This is a genomic window from Streptomyces sp. NPDC102441, assembly GCF_044765585.1.
Lineage (GTDB): Bacteria > Actinomycetota > Actinomycetes > Streptomycetales > Streptomycetaceae > Streptomyces.
The window spans coordinates 57655-82206 of the sequence record NZ_JBIWKH010000011.1; the positions used below are offsets into that span (position 1 = coordinate 57655).

Below are 24552 nucleotides of genomic sequence, written 5' to 3' on the forward strand. Positions count from 1 at the left end.
ACGTCGACATGAGCACGACTGCAGTGGAGCGTCCCGCTCCCACGGGCACAACAGAGGGCCGTCGAAAGCGGGTTGTGGGCTTGGGAGTGCTGGTGGCGATCCTCGTGGTCGGTGCGGCCGCGTCGCTGGCCGTCGGGGCGCGGGCGTTGAGTCCCGCAGAGGTGTGGCACGGGCTGTCCGCCGCGCCGGACACCGACCAGCGCCTCACCGAGATCAGGCTCATCGTGCGTACGGTGCGGGTGCCCCGGACGGTGCTCGCGATCGTGGCCGGCGTCGCGCTGGGCATCGGCGGAGCGCTGATCCAGGGGTACACACGCAACCCGATCGCGGACACGGGGCTGCTGGGCGTGAACTCCGGAGCCTCGTTCGCCGTGGTGACCGCGATCGCCGTGTTCGGCTTCGCCGACCCGTTCCAGTACGTCTGGTTCGCCTTCCTCGGGGCGGGGGTCGCCGGTGTCGTCGTGTTCGGGCTGTCCAGTATCGGCCGGGGGGCTGGTAATCCGCTGACGCTTGCGCTGGCCGGTCAGGGAGTCACGGTCTTCCTCGCGGCGATGACGACCGCGATCGCCCTGTCGGACCTGAAGTCGCTGAACGCGCTGCGGTTCTGGAACGCGGGTTCCGTGGCCGGCGTCGGCTTCGACGTGATCTGGCCGGTGACCGGGTTCATCGCGGTCGGCGTGGTGCTGGCGCTGACCACGCTCCCCTCCCTCAACCTGCTCAGTCTGGGGGACGATGTAGCGCGGGGGCTGGGCGTGAACATCGCGCTGAGCCGGACCGTCGGCATCGTCGCGATCACCCTGCTGGCAGGGGCGGCGACGGCGGCATGCGGCCCCATCGCCTTCCTCGGGCTGATGGTGGCCCACGTCGCCCGGTATCTGACCGGGCCGGACTACCGCTGGCTGGTGCCCTACGCGGGGCTCCTCGGCGCCGTCGTCCTTCTGGTCTGCGACATCGTGGGGCGCCTGGTGGTGCGGCCGGGCGAACTGGACTCGGGTGTCGTCGTCGCCCTTCTCGGGGCCCCGTTCTTCGCGGCTCTCGTGTGGCGAGGAAAGTTCAGGAGCGCATGAACGCGACAGATGTGAAGCGACGGGTGGCGCCCGGTGTGCGGCTCGGCCAGGTGTCGTTCGTCTGGCGGCCCTGGATCGTGTTGGTCACGCTGCTGCTGGCTACGGCCACCTTCCTGGTGTTCTGTCTGTCCATCGGGGTCGGCGACTTCCCCATCGGCCTGTCCCGGGTGATCGCGACGATCCTGGGCCGGGGCGAGCAGGTGGACGAGTTCGTGATCATGGATCTTCGGATGCCTCGCGCTCTGGCCGGGCTCCTCGTGGGAATCGCGCTGGGGGTGTCCGGGGCGATCACGCAGTCCGTGGCCCGCAATCCGCTGGCCAGCCCCGACATTCTGGGGATCACCGGGGGAGCCGGTGCCGTCGCGGTCTTCCTCGTGACGGTCTCGGGCGGGACCGCCGCAGCGGTCGTCAGCACCGTCGGCCTGTCGGCGGCGGCTCTCGCGGGCGGCCTCGGCACGGGCCTGCTCGTGTACTTCCTGGCGTGGCGGCGAGGGATCGACGGTTTCCGGCTCATACTCATCGGTATCTCGGTGACCGCCGTGATGGAGGCGATCACCACCTGGCTCCTGACCACGGCCGACATCAGGGACGTGGCACGGGCGCAGGTGTGGCTGGTGGGCTCGCTGGACAACCGGTCGTGGGACGAGGTCCGGGTGGTGTTCTGGTGCACGCTCGTGCTCATGGCGGTCGTGGCGGGCGCCGCGTTCCAGTTCAAGCCCATGCACCTCGGCGACGAGGTGGCCGCGGGACTGGGCGTCCGGTTCTCGAGGGTGCGGGCGGTCCTGCTGTTGTGCGCGGTCCTGCTGGCCGCCGCCGCGGTGAGCGCCGCGGGCCCGGTGCCGTTCGTGGCGCTGGTGGCGCCGCAGGTGGCGATGCGCCTGGCGAGATGCCCGACGCCTCCGCTGGTGGCGTCCGGCCTGGTGGGTGCGCTGCTGCTGATCGGTGCGGACCTGACCGCGCGCTCGGCGCTGCCGATCAGTCTTCCGGTCGGCGTGGTCACGGCCGCGATCGGCGGGCCCTTCCTTGTGTATCTGCTGGTGCGGGCGAACCTCAGATAGCTGACGACAACGACCGTACGAACCGGACAACGGGGGACCTGTGGGCGCTGAGCACATCACGAAGACCGATTCGGCGGTCGATGACATCCCGCGGCTGGCAGCGCGGGGCATCACCGTCGGCTACGGCGGACGGACCGTCATCGACGGTCTCGACGTCACGGTCCCGCCCGGACTGATCACGACGATCATCGGGCCCAACGGCTGTGGGAAGTCGACCCTGTTGCGCACCCTGACGCGGCTCCTCAAGCCGACCGCCGGGGCGGTCGTGCTGGACGGCGAGGACATCGTCAAGCTCAGGACCAGGGACGTGGCGAAAAAGCTCGGGCTGCTGCCGCAGGCCCCGGTCGCCCCGGAAGGGCTGACGGTGGCCGACCTGGTCGCCAGAGGGCGCCATCCGCACCAGAGCTGGCTGCGGCAGTGGTCGTCGGACGACGCCTCCGTCGTGGAGCGCGCGCTGGCCATGACCGGCGTGTCCGAGCTCGCCGACCGTCCGGTCGACTCCCTGTCCGGAGGACAGCGTCAGCGTGTCTGGATATCGATGACGCTGGCTCAGGGCACCGATCTGCTGCTGCTGGACGAGCCGACCACGTATCTGGACCTGGCCCACGCGATCGATGTGCTCGATCTGGTGGACGACCTGCACGAGTCGGGCCGCACCGTGGTCATGGTGCTGCACGACCTCAATCTGGCCACCCGCTACAGCGACAACCTCGTCGTCATGCGAGCCGGGTCGATCCTGGCTCAGGGGCACCCGCGCGACGTGATCACCGCCGATCTGCTGCACGAGGCGTTCGGGCTGCGGGCAAAGGTGATCGACGACCCGGTGGGGGACCGTCCGCTCATCGTGCCCATCGGGCGTACTCATGTGCAGCTCAACTGAGTTTCCGGCACAGGAATTACCGCCAGTTAGGCTAGGCTAACCTCACCCCGTATGGATAAGGTTTGGTCGCACTTGGACGGGGTGTAGCGGACAGCGCGAAAGCAGGGGATTGACGGATGCTCTTCCACAGATCGACGTTTCAGCAGCCATGGCGGCGTCTGGCGGCGACACTCACCGCCGTGACACTCGGCATCGGCCTCCTCGCGGGATGCGGTTCCGACGAGGCGGACGCCGGTGCGGGCGACAAGGCCCCGGCTGCCGCGTCCGGCGCCTTTCCGGTGACCGTGGAGCACGCGTTCGGATCCACGGAGGTCAAGAAGGCTCCCGAACGAGTCGTCTCCGTCGGCTACACCGACGACCAGGCCATCCTCGCGCTCGGCATCAAGCCGGTCGGCATGGTCGACCAGTACCCGAACCCGGCAGGGAAGTCTCCCGACATCAACACCCAGTGGCCCTGGGTGAAGGACAAGTGGGGCGACACCCGCCCCGAGGTCGTGATGAGCAACGGTGACTCGGGACCCAACTACGAGAAGATCGCGGCGCTTCGGCCGGATCTGATCATCGCGGTCTACTCCGAGATCGACCAGGCCGCCTACGACAAGCTCTCGAAGATCGCCCCGACGGTGGGCCGCACCAAGGGCGAGAAGGAGCTGTTCAGCGCTCCGTGGCAGGACAACGCCGTCCACATCGCCAAGGCGCTGGGCAAGGAGGACGAGGGCACCGCACTGGTGAAGGGCATCCAGAGCAAGCTCGACGCGGCCCGTGAGGCACACCCGGAGTTCGCGGACCGGACCGCCGTCCCGCTGTCCTGGTACGAGGACTCGGTCGCACCGTTCACCACCACCGACGTACGCGGACGGCTGGTGACAGGCATCGGCTTCAAGGGGGCGACGAAGATCGACGAGATCGCCGGCGACTCCTTCTACACCAAGCTCTCCCCCGAGCGCATGGACCTCGTCGACGTCGACCGCATCTTCGTCATCAACGACAAGGCCGACCAGGAGGCACTGAAGAAGTTCGAACTGTTCGCCAACCTGCCCGCGGTCAAGGCCGGGAAGGTTTCGTACCTGCTGGACAGCGAGGGCCCCGCCGTGGGCGCGGCCATGTCCCAGGGCACCCTGCTGTCACTGCCGTACGCGATCGACGAACTCGTCGAGTCGGTCGACCGGTGACGCGCGCCGCCCGGCCCCGCCCCCGGCCCGACCCGGTCCACGGGTGAGCGGCACCGCCACGCGCGTCGCCCCGGCCACCCTGCGCACGGCGGCCGGGGGCGAGTCCACCCGGTGGGTGGCGGCGCGCTGCCGCGAAGCGCCGTGGCTGACGACGGCCACCGTGCTCACCACGGTGGCCGGGGCGGCGCTCCAGGTGCTTCCGGTGCTCCTGCTCGGCCGGGTGGTCGACGGGGTGGTCGACGACGACGGGCGGTCGGCCCTGGTCACGATCGGGGTCCTGATGGGAGCTGCCGCGCTGCTCGGCGCGGCAGCCACCGCCGTGTCGACCTACCTGATCGGGCGGCTGGGCGCGGATCTTCTCGCGCAACTGCGGGAAGCGGCGGCCCGGGCGGTGCTGGGGATGCCCAGTGCACGGATCGAGCAGGTCGGCCGGGGCGACGTGCTGTCCCGGGTCGGCGACGATGTGGCCGTGCTGTCCAGAGGCATCCGGACGGCCATCCCCACGGTGTTCTCGGCCGGAGTGCTGGTCGCCATCGCCACGGTCGGTATGTTCGGCCTCGACTGGAGGCTCGGCCTGGCGGGCGCCGGCGCCCTGCCCGCGTACGGGCTGGCCCTGCGCTGGTATCTGCCGCGGTCCGCTCCGCTGTACCAGCAGCAGAGGGCGGCCCAGGCCGACCGTGCGCAGGCGTTGATCAGCGGACTGAACGGGATCGACACCGTCCGGGCCTACCGCCTCGAGGGAGCCTTCCGCGAGCAGGTCACCGCCCGGTCGTGGCGGGTGCGCGATCTCGGCATCGACGTCTTCCGGATCTTCGGCCGGTTCGTCGGCCGGGAGAACCGTGCTGAGTTCATCGGGCTGGTCCTGATCCTCGTGGTGGGATACGTCCTGCTGGAGGCCGACGCAGCGAGCCTCGGAGACGTGTCGGCGGCACCGCTCATGTTCCACCGGCTGTTCACCCCGCTGGGCGCCATCATGTTCACCTTCGACGAGGCGCAGAAGTCCGGTTCGAGCCTCACCAGGCTGGTCGGGGTGGTGGGGGAGTCCGCCGAGGAACGGCTGGTGGGTGACACCTCCGTGGCGTCCGCGGGCGCCACGGACCACCCGGTGACGGTGGAGAACCTGACCTTCCGTTATCCCGGCGCCGAGGAGCCGGTCCTGCGGAACGTCAGCCTGACCATCCCGGCCGGCGGCTCGCTCGCCCTGGTCGGTGCCACAGGTGCGGGCAAGTCGACCCTGGCCGCCCTCATCGCCGGCATCGGGAGCCCGCAGTCCGGTTCGGTGCGGATCGGGCCGAACGACCTCGCCGGCATGGACGAGGCGGGCGCACGGGCTCTGGTCAGCATCCTGACGCAGGAGACGCACGTGTTCTCCGGACCGCTCGCCGACGACCTGCGGCTGGCCGCGCCGCGAGCGGCCGACGCCGAGCTGATGGACGCACTGCGTACGGTCGGTGCCGGAGAGTGGGTCTCCGCGCTCCCCGACGGGCTGAACACCCTGGTCGGTGAGGGCGGTGAGCGCCTGGACGTCACGAAGGTCGCCCAGATCGCCCTGGCCCGGCTGGTGCTGAACCAGGCTCCGGTGGTGGTGCTCGACGAGTCGACCGCGGAGGCCGGCAGTGAGGGCGCCGCCGAGCTGGAGAGGTCCGTACGGGCCGCCTGCTCGGGCAGGACCACGCTGTTCGTGGCGCACCGGCTGACCCAGGCGATGGCGGCCGACCGGATCGCCGTGCTGGACGAGGGACGCGTCGTGGAGCACGGAACCCACGAGGAGCTGGTCGCTCTCGGCGGACGGTACGCGCGACTGTGGCGGGCCTGGCGCGAGGGCAGTTAGACATCCCTGAGTTGAGTTGGTCCCGCTTTCATACGCTGGAAGGACGATGGGTCTTCGATGACGGATCCCACAGCTCGCCCCGTGCTGCTCTCCCCCACGAGCCTGGAAGACGTACGCAGGCGAACCGGTGACTACTCCGACAGAACCATCGCCGAGGCCTGCGCCATCGGCCTGTCGTACTGGGCGACGGGACGCAGCCCCGACGGCATCGATCTCACTCCCGGCACCCTCTTCGCCGACGTACTCCGATGGGTCGGCAACGGCGGCTGCGCACCCGCCGGCTGGGAGGTCGGCGCCGACGGCCGGAGCATCACCGCCCCCGAAGGCGTCGCACCCGACGACGCACAGCTCGCGCTGGACGACCTGGCCGACTTCCCGGACCGGCCCGTCGGCACCATCGGGCCTGTCGGCGCGGCGGCGAGAATCAAGGCCCTGACCGGGTGGAACGACACGGAGGCCGACCGGATCCGCCCGACCGTCGTGGAGATGTTCCGAGAGCAGGCACGGAGCAGGCCCGACGCAGTGGCGATCGTCGACGAGCACCGGTCACTGACCTATCGTGAGACAGCTGCTCTGTCCGGCCAGCTGGCCCACCACCTGGTCGAACGCGGGCTCACCGCCGAGCAGGTCGTCGGCATCTCACTGGGCCGCTCGGCCGACATGGTGATCGGGCTGCTCGGCGTTCTCCAGGCCGGGTGCGCGTTCGTTCCGCTCGACCCGCAGTGGCCGGCCGAGCGCCGGGCTGTCGTCATCGAGGACGCCCGGGCCGTGCTGCAACTCAACGACTCGGGTGAGCGACGGGAGGGCGAACCGGCCGCAGTCGCCGTCGACCTCGACGCCTGGGGGTTCGGTGCCTGTCCCTCCGACGGCCCCGAGATCACCGTCCCCGGCGCCGCGCTCGCCTACGTCATCTTCACGTCCGGTTCGACGGGCCGCCCCAAGGGCGCCATGATCCGGCACGAAGCGATCAGCGAGCGCCTCCTGTGGCAGTCCGGGGAGATCCTGGACTTCGGCCACGACGACGCGTCACTCTTCAAGGCTCCACTGTCCTTCGACATCTCCATCAACGAGATCTTCCTGCCGCTGATCCGCGGCGGCAGACTCGTGGTGCTGCGGCCGGGCGGCGAACGCGACCCCCACCATCTGCTGAGCGTGCTCTCCGAACAGCGCGTCACCTTCACGTACCTGGTGTCGTCCATGCTGGACGTGCTGCTGGAGATGGACGGCGGCTCCGGGCGGCTGGACAGCCTCCGGCACGTGTGGTGCGGCGGCGAGGTGCTGACCCCGGAACTCTACGAGCGTTTCCGCACCCGCCTGGGCATCCCCATGTACCACGGATACGGCCCGGCCGAGACGACGATCGGCGTCTCACACGTCATCTACCGGGGCGCGGCCGAGCGCCTGTCGACATCCATCGGCAAGGCCAACCCCAACACCCAGCTCTACGTGCTCGACGACGAGCTGCGCCCGGTCCCGGTCGGTGTCGGCGGCGAGCTGTACGCGGGAGGGTTCCTGCTGGGCCGCGGATACGTGAACGCGCCGGGTCTGACGGCTTCCCGTTTCGTCGCGAACCCCTTCGCCGAGGACGGGTCCCGCCTGTACCGGACCGGGGACCTCGCGCGCTTCGCCCCGGACGGGTCGCTGGACTTCCTCGGCCGGGCCGACAACCAGATCAAGATCCGCGGCATGCGGCTGGAGATCGAGGACGTCGAGCTGTGCCTCGCGGAGCACCCCTCGGTACGCCACACCTGTGTCGTCGCGAAGAAGAACACGGCAGGCGGCACCTACCTGGTGGGGTACGTCATCCCGGCCACCGGCAGCGAGGAGCTGCACGGCGACGAGGTCGAGGCGTGGGCCGACGAGCACATGGTGGAGTACATGGTGCCCGCCCGCATCGTCGTGCTGGAGGAGTTCCCGCTCACCGCGAACGGCAAGGTCGACCGGGCCGCGTTGCCGGAGCCCGTGACCGGGACCGGCCCGCTCGTGGAGCCGGTCACCGAGAACGAGCGGCTGGTGTGCGCGGCGGTCGCGTCGGTGCTGCGGCTGGACGAGGTCGGTGTCGACCAGGACTTCTTCCGCCTCGGCGGAGACAGCATTCTGGCGATCTCACTGCTGAGCGCGCTGCGCACAGCGGGCCTCTACGTCACGGCGGGACAGATCTTCACCCATAGCGTCGTGGGAGCGCTGGCGGCGGTCGCGAGCAGGGAGCACGTCGCAGGTGCGGAACACGGCGACGAGGCGGCCGGCTCCGTCGTCGGATCGCCCATCGTGCAGTGGCTCGGCGAGACGACGGACGCGATCGACGGCTTCGTCCAGTCGGTAGTGCTGAACACCCCGGCGGACCTCACCGCAGACGCCCTCGACGCGATCCTCACCGCCGTGGCAGCGCGGCACGACATGCTGCGCGCCGAGCTGGTGCGCGGCGAGCGGTGGAGCTTCGACATCCCCGAGGCGGACGGGGCCGCCGTGGGGTGGCAGGAGAGCGGCCTGCCGCTGGACGCCTGCGTGGCGCTCGCCGCCGAGGCGCTCGACCCGGACCACGGCGTGATGCTGCGCGCCGTCTGGCGCCGTGCGGCACGGCAGCTCGTCGTGGTCGTCCACCACGTGGTCGTCGACGGCGTGTCCTGGCGGATCCTCACGGAGGACCTGGCCACCGCATGGCGGCAGCTCGCCTCCGGCGTGCCGGTCGAACTGCCCCCGGGCGGCACCTCCTTCCGCCGCTGGACCCAGCTGCTGGCCGCCGCCGACTTCGCATCGGACCGCGCGGTCTTCCGGCGTCCACTGCCAGGGCCGGACGGACCGCTGGGCAGGCGGGCGCCGGACGAAGGCGACACCGTCGCCCGGGAACGGACCCGGACCGTCCGGGTGGGATCCCAGGTCACGGCCGCCCTGCTCGGGGAGATACCCGCGAGGTTCCACGCGGGCGTGAACGACGTGCTGTTGACGGCGCTCGCGGTCGCCCTCGCCCGGTGGCGCCGCGACCTCGGACAGGACCAGACGTTCGCGCACATCGAACTCGAGGGCCACGGCCGCGAAGGGCGGTTCATGGCGGAGTCCGCCGGCTTCGAACCGGAACTGTCCCGGACGGTGGGCTGGTTCACCACCCTGTTCCCGGTGGTCGTCGACCCCGGTTCGGCGGCCGAGCTGACAGCCCCGGCGTATCTGGCAGCCGCGCTCAAGGCCGTCAAGGACGACCTCGGCCGGGTGCCGGGCAACGGTCTCTCCTACGGTGTCCTGCGATACCTGACCGACAGCGGGCTCGACGCACCGGCCCCGCAGGTGCTCTTCAACTACCTGGGCCGGTTCGACTCGGGCACCTCCGGTGACTGGCAGTTCGCCGTGGCCGCAGGGCAGTTGGGCGAGAAGCGCGACCCGAGGATGCGCCTGCCGCGTGCCCTCGAGTTCAACGCGATCGCCGAACCCGCCCCGGACGGCGAGTACGAGCTGGTCACCACCGTCTCCTGGCCCGACGGGGTGTTCACCGACGACGACATCGAGGCCATCGCCGGCTATCTGCGGGAGGCCCTGACCGGGCTGGCCGCGCTCGACCACGGTGGCCACTCGCCCGGCGACTTCTCCCTGGTCCCGCTCACCCAGACCGACGTCGACGTGCTCGACGGCCCGGCGCTGCGGGACATCCTCCCCCTGACCCCGTTGCAGGAGGGCCTCTACTTCCACTCGGTGTTCGACGAGGACTCGGCGGGCAGCTACGTCGAGCAGCAACTGCTCACCCTGGAAGGCGAGGCCGACTCCGGCCGGCTGGCGGCGGCGGCGACGCGGCTGCTCACGCTCCACCCGAACCTGGCCGCGCGGTTCGTGGCCCTCGCCGACGGCCGGGTGGTGTCCGTGCTGGAGAGCGGGGTGGAGGCGCCCTTCACCACACTGGACCGCCCCGGCATCACCGATGCGGCGATCCGCGACCACGCCGAGCGGGACCGCCGCCAGGGATTCGACCTGGCCACCGGCCCGCTGATGCGGTACACGCTCATCCGCGCGGGTTCCGGCAGGAACGTGCTGGTGCAGACCGTCCACCACATCATCGCCGACGGCTGGTCGGTGCCGCCCATGCTCCGCGCCCTGCTGGCCGAGTACCACGCCCCCGGGACCCGGTACCCGCTCGGCGGCTTCCCCGACTACGTACGCCGGCTCGCCGCCCTCGACGACGACGAGAGCGACCGGGTCTGGCGCGACCAGCTGGCGGGCCTGCCCGGCCCCTCCCTGGTCGCCGAGGGGCACACCCCGTCCGGCCGGTTCGCCGACACCGCCGTGGAGCCCGAGGACGACATCGACGCTGCCGCCCGGTCGGCGGGCGTCCCGCTGAGCGTGGCGGTGCACAGCGCCTGGGCCGTGACACTGGGCGGCATCCTGCGGGGCAGGGACGTGGTCTTCGGCTCCACGGTGTCCGGCCGCGACGCCGAAGTGCCCGGCATCGAGGACATGGTGGGTCTGTTCATCAACACAATCCCCTCGCGCGCCCGTTGGGACGGCACCACCACAGCCGGCGAACTGCTCACCTCGGTGCGGGAACACCGGAGCGCGGTGCTCGCACACCAGCACGTCTCCCTGGCGAGGATCGGCCGCCAGGCAGGCATCGGCGCACTGTTCGACACCCTGGTGGTGTTCGACGTGGCGACCGACGTGACGGCTCTGCGGCAGCCCGGCGACGAGCTCGTCATCACCGGCATCGTCAACGAGGGCGCCCCCCACTACCCGCTGACCCTGGTCGTGGAGCGCACACCCGCCGGCCGTCCCCGTTTCAACGTGATCCACGACGAGGAACTGCTGCGCGAGGCGAGCGTCAAGGCGGTCCTCCGCACCTTCACAAAGGCGCTCACCGGCCTGCTCACCCGGCCGGACACCCTCGTCGACGACCTGACGGCCGACGACGCCCACCGCCCCGAGCGGATCGTGCCGACGACCCTGGGCGCACTCTTCGACGCCGCCGCGAGCAGTGATCCGGAGGCCACCGCCGTCACCCACTGCGCACTCGACGGCGGAACCAGGTCCCTGACGTACGGCGAACTCGCGGACGCCAAGAACGCACTGGCCTCGGCACTGCGCGCGGCCGGTGTCGAGCCGGGCAAGCGAGTCGCCGTCGCCGTCCCGCGCTCCCCGGAGCAGGTCGTCGCCCTGGTGGCGATCGTCACCGCGGGCGGCGCCTACGTGCCCCTGGACCTGGCATACCCGGACGAGCGGCTCGAGTACATCCTCACCGACGCCGCTCCCCAGGTCGTCCTTGTGGACCGTGAGCAGCGGGACCGCTTCACGGACCTGCTGAGCCGGACGGCGGGAGTGCCGCCCCGTGTGCTCGTACTGGGGGATGAACTCCTGGAGACGTGCGAGCCCACGCCTGCCACAGCCCGGCCGGGCTGGCACGACCCCGCGTACGTGATCTACACGTCCGGATCGACGGGCAGGCCCAAGGGTGTCGTCGTCCCGCACTCCAGCGTGGTGACGCTGCTCGCGAACACCCGGCCCGGCATGGACTTCGGCCCCCGCGACGTGTGGGTCCAGTTCCACTCCTACTCCTTCGACTTCGCGGTCTGGGAGCTGTGGGGCGCACTCGCGCACGGCGGCGAACTGCTGGTCCCGGAGTACGGGCTGACCCGCTCCCCGGTGGACTTCCACCGGCTGGTCCGCGAGCGCGGGGTGACCGTGCTCAACCAGACCCCCTCGGCTTTCTACCGCTTCGTCGAGGCCGACCGGCACGCGGCCGAACCCCTTCCCGCCCTGCGCCGGGTCATCTTCGGAGGCGAAGCGCTGGACCCCGCGCGCCTGCGCGGCTGGGTGGAGCGGCACGGCACCGGCACTCCCGAGCTGGTCAACATGTACGGCATCACCGAGACCACTGTCCACGTCACCCAGCGGGTGCTCACCGACGAGGACTTCGGCGGCGACGTCAGCCCGATCGGCGGTCCTGTCCCCGGTCTGGCCACCTATCTGCTCGACGACCGGCTCCGCCCCGTCCCGCCGGGCCGGGTGGGCGCCATCTACGTGGCCGGTGACCAGGTGTCGCTCGGCTACCTGGGCAGGCCGGGTCTCACTGCGGGCCGGTTCGTGGCGAACCCGTTCACGGGCGACGGCTCCCGCATGTACCACACGGGCGACCTCGCCCGCCGCACGCTCGACGGCGAGCTGGAGTTCGCCGGGCGCGCGGACGACCAGGTACAGCTCAAGGGGTTCCGTATCGAACTCGGTGAGGTGGAGTCCGCCGTCAGGGAGCTCGACGGTGTGGCCGACGTGGCCGTCACCGTCGCCGACAGCGGTGACCACCTGGTCGCGCACGTCGTGGGCCGGGTACCGGGCGACCTCACCGGCCGTCTGTCGGCGAAGCTGCCCGTGCACATGGTGCCGGGCCGGGTGCTCCGTATCGACGCCCTGCCTCTGACGGTCAACGGCAAGCTGGACCGCAAGGCCCTGACCGAGCGGGCCGGGCAGGACGCCCCCCAGGCCGTGGCGAGCGGCTCCGCGCTCGCCACGCTGGTCGAGATCTTCACCGGGACGCTGCCGGGCTCCGTGTCCGTGGACGGTGACACCGACTTCTTCGCGGCCGGGGGCGACAGCATCGTCGCCATCACCGTGATCAACCGGGCCAGGGCCCTCGGCCTCTCGATCGCGCCACGGGACGTGTTCCTGCTCAGGACACCCCGCGCGCTCGCCGAGCACCTCGGATCGCGCACACCGCAGGACGTGGCATCCGCGACCGTTCTGCGTGAGGACGGTCCGCTGAGTCCCACGCCGATCATCCTGCGCCGGCGGGAACTGGGCGGCCCGCTCGCCCGGTTCGCCCAGGCCAGGACGCTGGTGGCGCCAGAGGGCACCGGGTTCACCGAAGCCGAGGCCGCGGCGTACGCGGTCGTGGCCGCACACCCGGCGCTCCGGCTGCGGCTCCACGTGGAGCACGGCGTCTGGGCACTGCGCACCGAGCCCGCCCGCGGCATCACCGTGGTCCGGACGGACACCACCGACGCGACGGCGGCGGCGAACGAGGCCGCCGGCCGGCTCGATCCCGAGTCCGGCGACGTCATCGCGTTCTCGTGGCTGGAGCCGAGCCGGACCCTGGTGGTCACCGTCCACCACCTCGCCGTCGACTCCGTGTCCTGGCTCGTCCTGCTGGACGACCTCGCCACCGTCATGCGCGGGGCGACACTGCCGCCGCCGACCACCTTCTACGCCGAGTACGCCGAGGCCCTGAGTGCCCGGTCCGCCCAGGTCACCGACGGCCTCGGCCACTGGATCAGCACGCTCGGGGCGCCCGCGCTGCTGCCCGCGATCGGGAGGCTGCGCGAGACCACGGTCGTGACCGAGGCCGAGGTGAGCGACCGGGTGACGCGCACCGCACCGGCCGCGCTCGGTATCGGGTTGACCGAGCTGCTGTGCGGCGCGCTCCGGACCGCGCTGACCCACGTACAGCCGTCGCCCGCCGACCTGGCCGTCGAGCTGGAACGGCACGGCCGGGTACCGGCCCTGGCACATCACGACTACAGCCGTACGGTCGGCTGGTTCACCTCCATCGCACCGGTGCGGCTCACCGCGCACACCGACCCCGTGGCGGCGGCGCGCGAGGTGGCCGAACGCCAGCCCGACGAGGGCGGGCACGTCGCCTACGGCCAGCTCAGGTACCTCAACCCGCAGACGGCCCCCCTGCTGACGGGCCGCCCGCAGGTGCTGTTCAACTACCTCGGCCGGGGGAGCGAGTCCCAGGCGCTCCACATCACCGGCCAGGACCGGGGAAGCCCGTACGCCGTCGAGGTCAACGCCTGGAGCGACGACGCGACCGGCAGCCTGCACGCGGTCTTCACCCTCGCCGAGGGCATTCCCGACGAGGTGACCGGCCACTGGCGGAACGCGCTGGAACGCCTCGCGGACGCCGCTGTCACGGCCGAGCGCACGGCACCGGTCACCCCGCTCCAACGGGGGCTCTTCTTCCAGGCCCAGATGTCCGGCACGGCCGGACACTACGTCGCGCAGAGCTACTTCAGCTTCGACCGGCGTCTGGACACCGACGCGCTCTCCGAGGCGATGGCGTGCGTCATCGCGCGGCACCCGGTCGTGGGCGCCGGCTTCACCACCGACAGGGGCGGGAACCCCGTCCAGGTCCTTGGAGGCGGCCGGCGGGTCGACGTCCGTACGGTCGAGCTGCTGACGGACACGGACGTCGAAGGCCTGCGCGCCCGGGACCGCGACACGGGATTCGACCCCGGTGAGCCGCCGCTGGTCCGGATGACCGTCGTACGTCTCCCCGGTGGACGCGACGGCCTGCTGCTGAGCTACCACCTGCTGCTGTGGGACGGCTGGTCCCGCGAGATCCTGCTGCGGGACCTGTTCGACGCCTACGAGGCGCTCCTGGCGGGGGAGGCACCGGAAGCCGTTCCGGCGGCGCCGGGCTTCGAGGACTACGCCCGGGCCCTCGACGCGAGGGACCACGCGGTGTCGGAGCGCTTCTGGGCCGGGCACCTGGCCGGCCTCACCGGCCCGACACTTCTCGCCGGCCCGCAGCCGCCCCTCACCGACGACCTGCCGCGCGCGCTCGTTCAGACGCTGTCGGCCGGGCAGTCGGACCTCCTCCGGGAGACGGCCAAGGCGCACGGTGTCACCCTGAACACGGTGCTGACCGGCGCGTTCGGCCTCCTGCTGGGCGCGCACACGGGCCGGAGCGACGCGGTGTTCGGTGTGACCGTCTCCGGCCGCGAGGGCGAAGGGCTGTCCGGCATCGTCGGCGTCCTCCTCAACACCGTCCCCATGTGGACACGGGCACGGCCGGACGACACGGTCCAGGAGTACCTCTCGGCCGTCCAGACGGCCAGGGTCGAGGCCATGGAGCACGAGCACCTCGGGCTCGGCGAGATCCAGCGGGCCAGTGGGCACGAAAGCCTGTTCGACAACCTGTTCGTGCTCCAGAACTTCCTGGACATGGACGCGTTCGCCGCGATGAACGCCCGGCACGGCATCACCGCGGTGAAGGCCGACGACTCGACGCACTATCCGTTCACCTGGGTCGTCACACCCGGGGACCGGCTCACGGTCAAGCTGGAACACCGCGGCGAGGACACCGCGAAGGCCCGGAGCCTTCTCGACGACTACCTGCGTGTGCTCGACCAACTGGCCCGGTCGGCCGGGCCGCTCGGCGCGCTGCGCGGCCTCGGCCCGGAGCCCGAGCCCGTCGCACACACGGACATCGGCACGGACACCGTCGTCGACCGGTTCGACCGTGCGGCGGACGAGGACCCGCGGCGGGTCGCCCTGGTCGCCCGGGGCGCGACCATGACCTTCGAGCAACTCCGCGACCGGAGCCGCGCGGTGGCCGGTGTGCTCGTCCGGCGCGGCATCGGCCCGGAGACGACCGTGGGCCTCGCGATCCCGCGCTCCCTCGACTCGATCGTGGCCCTTTTCGCCGTACTGCGGACCGGCGCCGCCTATGTGCCGCTGGAGCTGGACCACCCGGACGAGCGGATCGCCGCTGTCGTCGACGCCGCACGCCCGGACGTGATCCTCACGGTGAGCGCGGTGTCGCCGCGGCTGACCGGCGACCTGATCGAGCTGGACCGTCCGCTGCCCGAGGCGGAGCCGTTCGTGACGTTCGCCCCGGACGCCCCGAACCGCCTGCGGCACCCCGCGTACACGATCTACACCTCCGGATCGACCGGCAAGCCCAAGGGCGTGGTGACCGAGTACGCCGGACTCACCAACATGCTGATCAACCACCGGCGCCGCATCTTCGAACCGGTGCTGTCGGAACACGGGCACCGGACCTTCCGTATCGCGCACACCGTGTCGTTCGCGTTCGACATGTCCTGGGAAGAGCTGCTCTGGCTCGCCGACGGCCATGAGGTGCACATCTGCGACGAGGAACTGCGCCGCGACGCGCCCCGGCTGGTCGAGTACTGCCTCGATCACGGGATCGACGTCATCAACGTGACCCCGACCTACGCGCAGCAGCTGGTCGCCGAAGGCCTGCTGGACGATCCCGCCCGGCGCCCGGCGCTGGTGCTGCTGGGCGGGGAGGCCGTCACCCCGACGCTGTGGCAGCTGCTCGCGGAGACCGAGGGGACGGCCGGCTACAACCTGTACGGACCCACCGAGTACACCATCAACACCCTGGGCGTCGGCACCTTCGAGTGCCAGGACCCGGTGGTGGGCGTGGCGATCGACAACACGGAGGTGTACGTCCTCGACCCGTGGCTGCGGCCCCTGCCCGACGAAGTCCCCGGCGAGCTGTACGTGTCGGGCATCGGTATCGCGCGCGGCTATCTCGGGCAGAGCGCCCAGACCGCCGACCGGTTCGTCGCATGCCCCTTCGGCGCACCGGGCGAGCGGATGTACCGCACCGGGGACCTGGTCGCCCGACGGCCCGACGGGCACCTGATGTACCTCGGCCGGACCGACCAGCAGGTGAAGATCCGGGGCCACCGTGTCGAACCCGGCGAGGTCGAGGCCGCGTTCGCGGCGCACCCGGCGGTGCGGTTCGCCGCCGCGGTCGCCCAGCCCGACCCGCAGGTCGACGGGGCCTACCGGCTCGCCGCCTACCTCGTGCTGAGCGGCTCCGACCTGGCGACGGTCGCCGCCGACGTGGGTGCCGGGCTGCCGGACTTCCTGCGTCCGACGCACTACGCCCAGGTCGACACCATCCCGCTCACCGTGAACGGGAAGGCCGACACCAAGGCGCTGCCGGAGGCCAGGCCGCTGGGTGTGCTGACCACGGGAGGCGAGCGCGGGCCGGAGACGGAAACGGAGACATCGGTCTGCGAGTTCTTCGCCGAGGCGCTCGACCTGGACGACGACGAGGTGAGCGCGGTCAGCGACTTCGTCTCCCTCGGCGGGCATTCCATGCTGGCGGTGCGGCTGATCGGGCTGCTCCGCCGGGAGTACGGTCCTGTGATCACCATCCGTGATCTGCTCACTCTTCGAACCCCGGAAGCGATTGCGCGCCACCTTGATGACAACACCTGACGTGCGACGGCCCCGCCCCGGCGCCGATATCCTCCGGACCGCCCTGCGCCGTAACGCCGGCGCGGTGCTCCGGGGCACCGTCCTCATGGGTCTGTACCAGGCGGGTGAGACCGCCTTCCCCATCGCGCTCGGCCTGATCGTCGAGCACACGATGCAGGACCGGAGCCCCGGCTCGCTCGGCCTTTCGATCGCCGCGCTGGCCGTGATCATCACGACCGTCTCGCTGTCGTGGCGGTTCGGGATGCGGGTCCTGCAGAAGGCCAACACGACCGAGGCCCACCGCTGGCGGGTGCGGGTCGCGGCCTGCGGACTCCAGCCTGTGGCCAGGGACATCGACCTGAAGTCCGGCGAGGTGCTGACCATCGCCACCGAGGACGCCGACCAGACCGCCGACATCGTCGAGGTGGTGCCACTGCTGGTCAGTTCACTGGTCGCGGTGGTGGTCGCGTCGGTCGCGCTGGGCCTGGCCGACATCCGGCTAGGTCTGCTGGTGGTCGTGGGAACCGTCGCGATCCTGTCGGTCCTGAGCGTGATGTCCAGAAGGATCGGCGCGAGCACCCGAGAACAGCAGGCCCGGGTGGCGCGGGCCGGCGCGAAGGTCGCCGACCTGATCACCGGCCTGCGCCCGCTGCACGGTTTCGGCGGCAACCACGCGGCGTTCCTGTCCTACCGGAGGGTCAGCACGGAGGCGAAGCGCCAGGCGATCACCGTCGCCAGGGTGAACGGTGTGTACGCGGGCACCGCGCTGGCCCTCAACGCGGTCCTCGCCGCGGCCGTGACCCTGATGGCGGGCTGGCTGGCCTACGGAGGCCGCATCACGATCGGTGAGCTCGTCATGGCCGTGGGCCTGGCGCAGTTCATCATGGAACCGCTGAAGATGTTCTCGGAGATGCCCAAGTACGTGATGATGGCGCGCGCCTCGGCCGAGCGGATGGCGCTGGTGCTCGCCGCGCCGCCGCTGACGGCCCCGGGCCAGGACGTCCCCGCCACGGGCGGAGACCTGGAGATCGACGGGGTCTGCCACGGATCTCTGCATGAGCTCACGTTCCGGGTGCGCGCCGGCGAGTTCGTGGCGATCGCCCCCTACCAGCCGCGCGCTGCCGCCGATCTCGCCTCGCTCCTCGGCGCGAACGTCCCGCCCCAGGCTTACGAGGGGGCGGTACGGGTCAGCGGACAGGAGCTCGCGGAGCTGTCGGTCGAGGCTCTGCGCGAGCACATGCTGGTGAACCCGTACGACGGTGAGATCTTCGCGGGCAGCCTCCGTACGAACATCGACCCGTCGGGCACCAGCCGGATGCTCCCCGAGGCCGTGGAGGCGTCCCTCCTGACCGACGTCGTCGCTCTGCACCGCGAGGGCCTCGACCACGCGGTACGCGACCGGGGTGCGAACCTCTCCGGGGGACAGCGTCAGAGGCTGTCCCTGGCCCGCGCTCTCGCCACCGACTCCGACGTCCTGGTTCTGCACGACCCGACGACGGCGGTGGACGCGGTCACGGAACAGCTCATCGCGCGCAACATCGCCAAACTGCGCAAGGGCCGCACCACCGTCGTGATCACCAGCAGTCCCGCTCTGCTGGACGCCGCCGACCGTGTCCTCGTCCTGGACGGCGGAGCCGTCACGGCCGACGACACGCACCGTCGGCTCCTCGCCTGCGACGAGGACTACTGCAGGGCCGTGGCCCGGTGAGCCCTACCGGGCGAGCGCCCAGGCCACATCCCTGAGAAGGGCGTGCCGCCAGCCCGCCCGGTCATGACCCGAGGCCGACCGCGAGACGCGCACGGTCGCCCCGGCCCGCTCGGTGAGCGTCTCGGCGAGGTCGCAGTGGGGGAGCATCCGCTTCTCGTGTTCCCCCACGTCGAACGCCACCCGCAGCCCGGACAGATCGGGGCGCTCCCGCAGCAGCTCCGCGACGGCGCCGCCCACCGGGCCGTCCATGAGGTCCGTCCGGTCCAGGGCTCCGGGGGCCCACCAGAACGACGGGGACTGGCAGGCGACGCGGGACACCAGGCCGGGGAACTCCAGTGCCGCGTACATGGCGCTCAACCCGCCGAGACTCTGCCCGGCGACCACCAGCCGGTCCCAGTCGGCGGGCACGCCGGATTCCGCCACCAGTTGCGGCAGTTCGTCGCGGACCGCCTCCCACAGCTCCGGCCGGCACTGGAACTCGGCTGCCCTGTCCTTGGCCGGCAGGAAGACGAGGGTGACCGCGGGCATCTCTCCGGCGGCGTGGGCCGAGTCGAAAGCGGTCATGGCCGGGTGCAGATACAGCCAGTCGTCGCCGTCGAGCAACAGGACGACAGGACCGCCGCCGCCCACCGGATGGATCCGCACGGTGCGCCGTCCGCCGAGTCGCCCACCGGCCCAGCGGATCCGGGTGCCTGGTACAGGCAGGACGTCGTCGGTACCGACGACGGGCCAGTGCGGGTGGTGCGGGGCGTCGGGGGTCGCGGCGATGGACCGGTCACCGCCCGCACCGACCGGGTTGAACGGGTCGGCGTACGCCACGTCGTCCGCGAGGAACCGATAGGTCACCCGCAGCCGTGGGGGCATGGGCACCACGGCGTACCAGCAGTCGGTGTCGCCCCATCGGCGCAGGGGGACGGGCGGCGACCAGCTCTCGAAGCCGACGGTCGCGGGCGACCCGCGCCACAGGAACAGCGTCACCCAGCCCCCGCCGTCGGCAGGCACCGACAAGGGTCCCCGTGCAGCCGCCCAGAACTCGTCGGTGCCAGGTGTGGCGGACAGACCGAACGCCCCGAACGCCTTCTCAGGGCCGGGCGTGGGAGCGGGCGCGGAATCGCTCATGGCCGGCCTGCCGGGTGGCCGCTGACGGGCATGAACGTCTCCTTGCGAGGGGGAAGTTGAAAGGTCGATCTCGTCATGATTAGGTGAGCCTAACCTAATCATGTTCTTCTCTTCCATCTCCGATCCAGCTCCTGAACGGTCCCCCCATGTCCTGCCGAGTACTCCGTCCGCGACCTGTTCGGGGCACGTCTTGACCACAGTCGCACCGCGATCCGTCCCCTTGCCGTACGGGCCGGGTGTGACGGCGCCCCGCCTGCGGCCCGCCCGTGAAAGGGACGCCCCCGCCCTCGCCGACCTGGCCCGGCCGTTCGTGCGCTCGGGGGCACTGCGCGAGCGGCCCCCCGCTCTCTACGCCGACCACGCCGCCGACTTCCTGGTGGCAGAAGCCACGGGAGGCTCCCTCGAAGGCTGTGTGGGTCTGCGGGTGTACCCGGCCGACGAGGGGGAGGGCCCCGGACCCACCGGCGTTCTGTACAACTTCTGCGTGGCCGGGCACAGCCAGGGACGCGGAGTCGGGGCCGGGCTCCTGGGTGCCGTCCTGACGCGGTCGCGCGCGCGGTCGCTCCGTGCCCTGTTCACGGCGACGACCGGTGACGGCGGCCTGTTCCTGCGGTACGGATTCACACCCGCGGCCGGACGTCCCGCGCCCCGGGCATGGGCGAAGACCCTGGACCCCCGGCGCAACGCCCACGTGCTCGCGCTCACTTGGTGAGTTCCGTACGTCAGCTCCGCGCGGCGGTACGCGGGGGGCGCGCACTCCGTGGCGGTCGCACCGGGCCGGCCCCGTGGTCCCCGCGGCCGTCGGGTACGACGGTGGTCCCCGGGCTGGTCCCGTCGAGGACGCCACGCAGCACCGCGTGCGCCACGCGGCCGTCGAGCACATGCGCCGCGCCCACGCCGCCCCGGACGGCCCGCAGGCAGCCCTCCATCTTGGGGAGCATCCCGCTCGCCAGCCCCGGCAGCAGTGCGTCCAGCGCCTCGGCGGTGATCCGGCCGATCACATCGGTGCTGTCCGGCCAGTTCGCGTACAGCCCTTCCACGTCGGTGAGCATCACCAGCCGCTCGGCGCCGAGCGCCACGGCCAGGGCCGATGCCGCGAGGTCGGCGTTGACGTTGTAGACCTGCCCGTCCTCGCCGCGTGCCACGGGGGAGACGACCGGGATGTGCCCCTGCTCCAGGAGCATGCGCAGCATGCCCGGGTTCACGTCCACGACGTCACCGACGAGACCGATGTCGACGGGCCGGCCGTCCACCCAGGCCGGCCGCCGGACGGCGGTCATGGTGTGCGCGTCCTCGCCGGTCATGCCTACGGCGAAGGGTCCATGGGCGTTGATGTGGCCCACCAGGTCTCGCTGGACCCTCCCGGTCAGCACCATGCGCACCACATCCATGGTCTCCGGCGTGGTCACGCGCAGGCCTGCCTCGAAGCGGGACTCGAGGCTGAGGCGGTCGAGCATCGCGCTGATCTGGGGCCCGCCCCCGTGCACGACGACGGGGCGCAGTCCGGCGCGCCACAGCTCCACCACGTCGTGCGCGAAGGACTGTTGGACACCCGTTTCCACCATGGCGTTGCCGCCGAACTTGACGACGATCACCTGCCGGACCGGCCGCGTGGGAAGAGGCTGTGACGCGGAGCGGGGGAACACTCCACGGTCCGGCACGGGATGGGGGTCGACGGCGGGCGCGTCCATGGTCCGGCTTCCTCCACTGATGACTTGCGCACCCTGGGCCACCCGAGATGCGGGTAACTTAGCCTAGCCTAAGTGCTCGGCCCTCCCTGCTCGGATGGCCTGGCGAGCGGCCCGGTGCCGGCGCCTGTGCCGCAGCCCCGTGGCCATCACGCCGTCGGCCGTCCCCATCGGTCGAGCCACGGACCGACTCGCGTACCGGCCCAGGGACCCGGAGGCCAGGGTGGCCACCGCGCCGGCGATGACGAGGAGTTGTCGTGGACTGCCGACTCTGTGGACGTTCACCCGCGCATCGTACTGACGGCAGAACGACCCTGACTTGCCTACTGGGAAAGTCAGGGGTACTTTCCTAGTGGGAAAGTTAAGTGTCTCGGGAAGGTTGTGAGCACACCGGTGGACGCCGAACAGGCATGGAATGAGCTGCAGCGCATCCGCGTGCCGCAGGAGCGGGTCCTCGACGAGGCCGAACGGAGCGCGTCCGGCGGACCCGGCGCGGCATATGCCACTGCCGCGATCATGTGGGTCTTCCTGGCCGGCCTCGGCCTGGGCCTCCCCCCGTGGGGCGTCTGGCCCGCCGTCGCCGCGTACGTCGTGCTGCTGAGCGTGCCCGCCGTGATCCACAGCCGCAGGAGCCGTATGCGGTTGCACCGTTCCCGCCACAACTGGCGGATGTTCGCCACGTTCGGCGCCGGGGGAGTGATCACGGGCGGGACCGCCCTGCTGTCCGGCCGTCTGGCCGATTCGTTCGAGCCCATGCCGGCCGGTCTGATCCAGGCCACCGCCACGACAATCGTGTTCCTGCTGTTCGTCGGGCCGGCGAACCGCTGGGTGGCCGACTCGTTGCGTGGCCGCTGCGAGGGGACGGGCCGATGAGCACCCCCACCGGCTTCGACGAGCTGATCCATCCCGCCACCCGGCTGTCGGTCGTCGCGCTGCTCGCCACCACCGAATGGGCGGACTTCGCGTTCATCCGCGACAGCCTGTCACTCAGCGACTCCGCGCTCTCCAAGCAACTGCACACCCTGGAGGAGGCCGGATACCTGGAACTCCACAAGGAGGGCGGCGGCCGCCAACGGCGCACGAAGGTACGGCTGACGGACCGCGGCCGTACCGCCTTCGACGGGCATGTGGCGGCGCTCCGGGCGATCGTCGAGGGCGCCGGTGGCACGGCGACAGGCCCGCCGGACGGCGCTCCCGCGACGAGCGCGGCACAACGGCAGCAGGCTCACGTGGAGGCAGGGCGATGACGGCGCACAAGCAGATACCCGCCCAGCCCGCCACGCAGTGCACCACGACCGGCCGGCCTGTGATCCAGGTGCGCGAACTGACCATGGCCTACGGCGGCACGGACGTCCTCCACGGCATCGATCTGGACGTCCACCGGGGCGAGGTCTTCGCACTGCTCGGCCCCAACGGTGCGGGGAAGACCACGACGGTGGAGATCCTGGAGGGCTTCCGGCAGCGCTCCGGCGGAGAGGTCAGCGTCCTCGGCGCGGATCCGGAGCGCGGCGACGACGCCTGGCGTGGCCGGATCGGACTGGTCCTTCAGTCCTGGCGCGACCACCGCCGCTGGCGGGTCGGCGAGCTTCTGACGCACTTCGCGACGTACTACCCCGAGCCGCGGGACCCGGCTGAACTGCTGGCCCTCGTCGGCCTCGCCGGCCAGGCCGGCCAGCGGGTGGACCGGCTGTCCGGCGGCCGGCGCCGGCGGCTGGATGTCGCACTCGGCATCGTCGGCCGCCCCCAACTCCTCTTCCTGGACGAGCCGACCACCGGCTTCGATCCGGAGGCGCGGCACGAGTTCCATGTCCTGGTCGAACGGCTGGCCCGCGACGAAGGCGTCACCGTCCTGCTCACCACCCACGACCTGGTGGAGGCCGAGCGGCTCGCCGACCGGATCGCCATGCTGGTCGGCGGCCGGATCCGGGTCTGCGGCACCCCGGCCGAGCTGGCCCGGCGGGCCGCAGCCCAGGCCGAGGTCCGCTGGACCGCCGACGACGGTACGTCCCACCGCCGACGCACCGGTGACCCCTCACAGCTGGTCTGGGAACTCCACCGGCACGCCGCGGGCCCGATCGCCGGTCTGGAGGTCCGCCGCCCGACGCTGGAGGACACCTATCTGCACATGGTGCACCGAGGGGACAACGGCACGGACGAGACCGTGCCGGGGGAGGCTCAGGCCGTATGAAGGGGTCACACATGACGGACAGCACAGAGAAGCCGAGCCGTTCCACCCGCCACTACTGGCGTGCCGGCTTCCTCCGCGGCGGCATCGAGCTGAGGCACCTCCTCCGCAACCCCAAGGAGATGTCCGGTCATCTGACCAATGTGGTCGTCGCCCTGCTGATCACCGCCTACGTCAGCGACGATGTGCCCGGCACCCAGACTCCGATGGCCCATCTGGTGCTCGCGGGCTTCGCCGCCTACCTGCTGTTCCAGATCGGGCTGATCAACCTCCCGCAGATGCTCGTGACCGAGCGGGAGGAGGGCGCCCTGCTGCGTCTGCGCGCCACACCCGGCGGGATCCCGGCCTATCTCATCGCCAAGTGCCTGCTGGTGGTCGTCACGGCGGTCGGCACGCTGTCCCTGCTCCTGGTGGCCACGGCGCTGCTGGCGGACGGGCCGCTGCCCCACGGCTCCGGCGACTGGCTGACGCTGCTGTGGGTCACCACGCTCGGGCTGCTCGCCGTCGTACCGCTGGGCGCTGCCATCGGCGCGGTGCTGCCCAATCCGCGCGAGGCGCTCGCGTTGATCATGCTGCCCACGATGGGGCTGCTGGTCACATCCGGTGCGGTGTTCCCGATCACCTCGCTGCCCGTTCCGGTCCAGCAGGTGGCCTCCGTCTTCCCGCTCAAGTGGATGGCGCAGGGCCTGCGTTCGGCGCTGCTGCCGGACACCGCCCGGGCCGCCGAGGCCGCCGGGTCATGGGAACTGCCGATGGTCGCCGTGGTACTGGCGGCCTGGGCCGTACTCGGGTTCCTCCTCGCGATCCCCCTTCTGCGGCGCTCCGCCCGCCGGGAGTCCGGCTCCCGCCTGACCGCACGTCACCGCAAGGCGGAGCAGAGCGGGGCGATGTCCGCGTAGGCGCGCTCGCACAGAG

At 71.4% G+C, this 24552-nt stretch carries 14 protein-coding genes; 12 read left to right on the forward strand and 2 right to left on the reverse strand.

The features are described from left to right. The first annotated feature begins 8 nt into the window (after nucleotides 1-8). The 7 genes from ACIREO_RS24140 (at nucleotide 9) to ACIREO_RS24170 (ending at nucleotide 18645) form a co-directional block, all read left to right on the forward strand. Nucleotides 9-1067: a FecCD family ABC transporter permease gene (locus tag ACIREO_RS24140; RefSeq protein ID WP_404113657.1), complete on the forward strand. Its 1059-nt coding sequence runs from the start codon at nucleotides 9-11 to the stop codon at nucleotides 1065-1067. Beyond that, complete coding sequence (locus ACIREO_RS24145; protein ID WP_404113658.1) at nucleotides 1064-2125, forward strand: FecCD family ABC transporter permease; 1062 nt, start codon at nucleotides 1064-1066, stop codon at nucleotides 2123-2125. Before ACIREO_RS24140 ends, ACIREO_RS24145 begins: the two co-directional genes overlap by 4 nt. Before the next feature lie 40 nt (nucleotides 2126-2165). Then, the gene (locus ACIREO_RS24150; RefSeq protein ID WP_404113659.1) at nucleotides 2166-3005 is read left to right on the forward strand and encodes an ABC transporter ATP-binding protein; all 840 of its coding nucleotides are present in this window, start codon (nucleotides 2166-2168) and stop codon (nucleotides 3003-3005) included. Nucleotides 3006-3121: 116 nt separating this feature from the next. Then, nucleotides 3122-4177 (forward strand): iron-siderophore ABC transporter substrate-binding protein, encoded by a 1056-nt coding sequence (locus tag ACIREO_RS24155; protein ID WP_404113660.1) that lies wholly within the window; start codon nucleotides 3122-3124, stop codon nucleotides 4175-4177. 43 nt (nucleotides 4178-4220) lie between these two features. Then, nucleotides 4221-6008: an ABC transporter ATP-binding protein gene (locus ACIREO_RS24160; RefSeq protein WP_404113661.1), complete on the forward strand. Its 1788-nt coding sequence runs from the start codon at nucleotides 4221-4223 to the stop codon at nucleotides 6006-6008. 57 nt (nucleotides 6009-6065) lie between these two features. Further along, complete coding sequence (locus ACIREO_RS24165) at nucleotides 6066-16958, forward strand: amino acid adenylation domain-containing protein (RefSeq protein WP_404113662.1); 10893 nt, start codon at nucleotides 6066-6068, stop codon at nucleotides 16956-16958. Continuing rightward, a complete protein-coding gene (locus tag ACIREO_RS24170) occupies nucleotides 16945-18645 on the forward strand; it encodes an ABC transporter ATP-binding protein (protein WP_404113664.1) in 1701 nt (566 codons plus the stop codon). The genes ACIREO_RS24165 and ACIREO_RS24170 overlap by 14 nt, the downstream gene beginning before the upstream one ends. Nucleotides 18646-18648: 3 nt before the next feature. Here ACIREO_RS24170 and ACIREO_RS24175 read toward each other — a convergent pair whose 3' ends face one another. Continuing rightward, entirely contained in the window at nucleotides 18649-19764 is a 1116-nt protein-coding gene (locus ACIREO_RS24175) for an alpha/beta hydrolase-fold protein (RefSeq protein ID WP_404113666.1), read from the reverse strand. Between the two features lie 190 nt (nucleotides 19765-19954). Here ACIREO_RS24175 and ACIREO_RS24180 point away from each other — a divergent pair, with 190 nt between their 5' ends. Continuing rightward, nucleotides 19955-20476 (forward strand): GNAT family N-acetyltransferase, encoded by a 522-nt coding sequence (locus tag ACIREO_RS24180; RefSeq protein WP_404113668.1) that lies wholly within the window; start codon nucleotides 19955-19957, stop codon nucleotides 20474-20476. Between the two features lie 10 nt (nucleotides 20477-20486). Here ACIREO_RS24180 and argB read toward each other — a convergent pair whose 3' ends face one another. Further along, a complete protein-coding gene (gene argB, locus ACIREO_RS24185; protein ID WP_404114057.1) occupies nucleotides 20487-21329 on the reverse strand; it encodes an acetylglutamate kinase in 843 nt (280 codons plus the stop codon). A 504-nt stretch (nucleotides 21330-21833) separates the two neighbouring features. On the opposite strand from argB, the gene ACIREO_RS24190 reads away from it, so the two are divergent. From ACIREO_RS24190 to ACIREO_RS24205, 4 genes are all read left to right on the forward strand, one after another. Next, nucleotides 21834-22325, forward strand: a complete 492-nt coding sequence (locus ACIREO_RS24190; protein WP_404113670.1) for a hypothetical protein — start codon at nucleotides 21834-21836, stop codon at nucleotides 22323-22325. After that, entirely contained in the window at nucleotides 22322-22699 is a 378-nt protein-coding gene (locus ACIREO_RS24195) for a transcriptional regulator (RefSeq protein WP_404113672.1), read from the forward strand. The genes ACIREO_RS24190 and ACIREO_RS24195 overlap by 4 nt, the downstream gene beginning before the upstream one ends. Nucleotides 22700-22782: 83 nt before the next feature. Then, a complete protein-coding gene (locus ACIREO_RS24200) occupies nucleotides 22783-23640 on the forward strand; it encodes an ABC transporter ATP-binding protein (RefSeq protein ID WP_404114059.1) in 858 nt (285 codons plus the stop codon). Nucleotides 23641-23651: 11 nt separating this feature from the next. Beyond that, entirely contained in the window at nucleotides 23652-24536 is an 885-nt protein-coding gene (locus ACIREO_RS24205) for an ABC transporter permease (protein ID WP_404113674.1), read from the forward strand. Nucleotides 24537-24552: the final 16 nt, after the last annotated feature.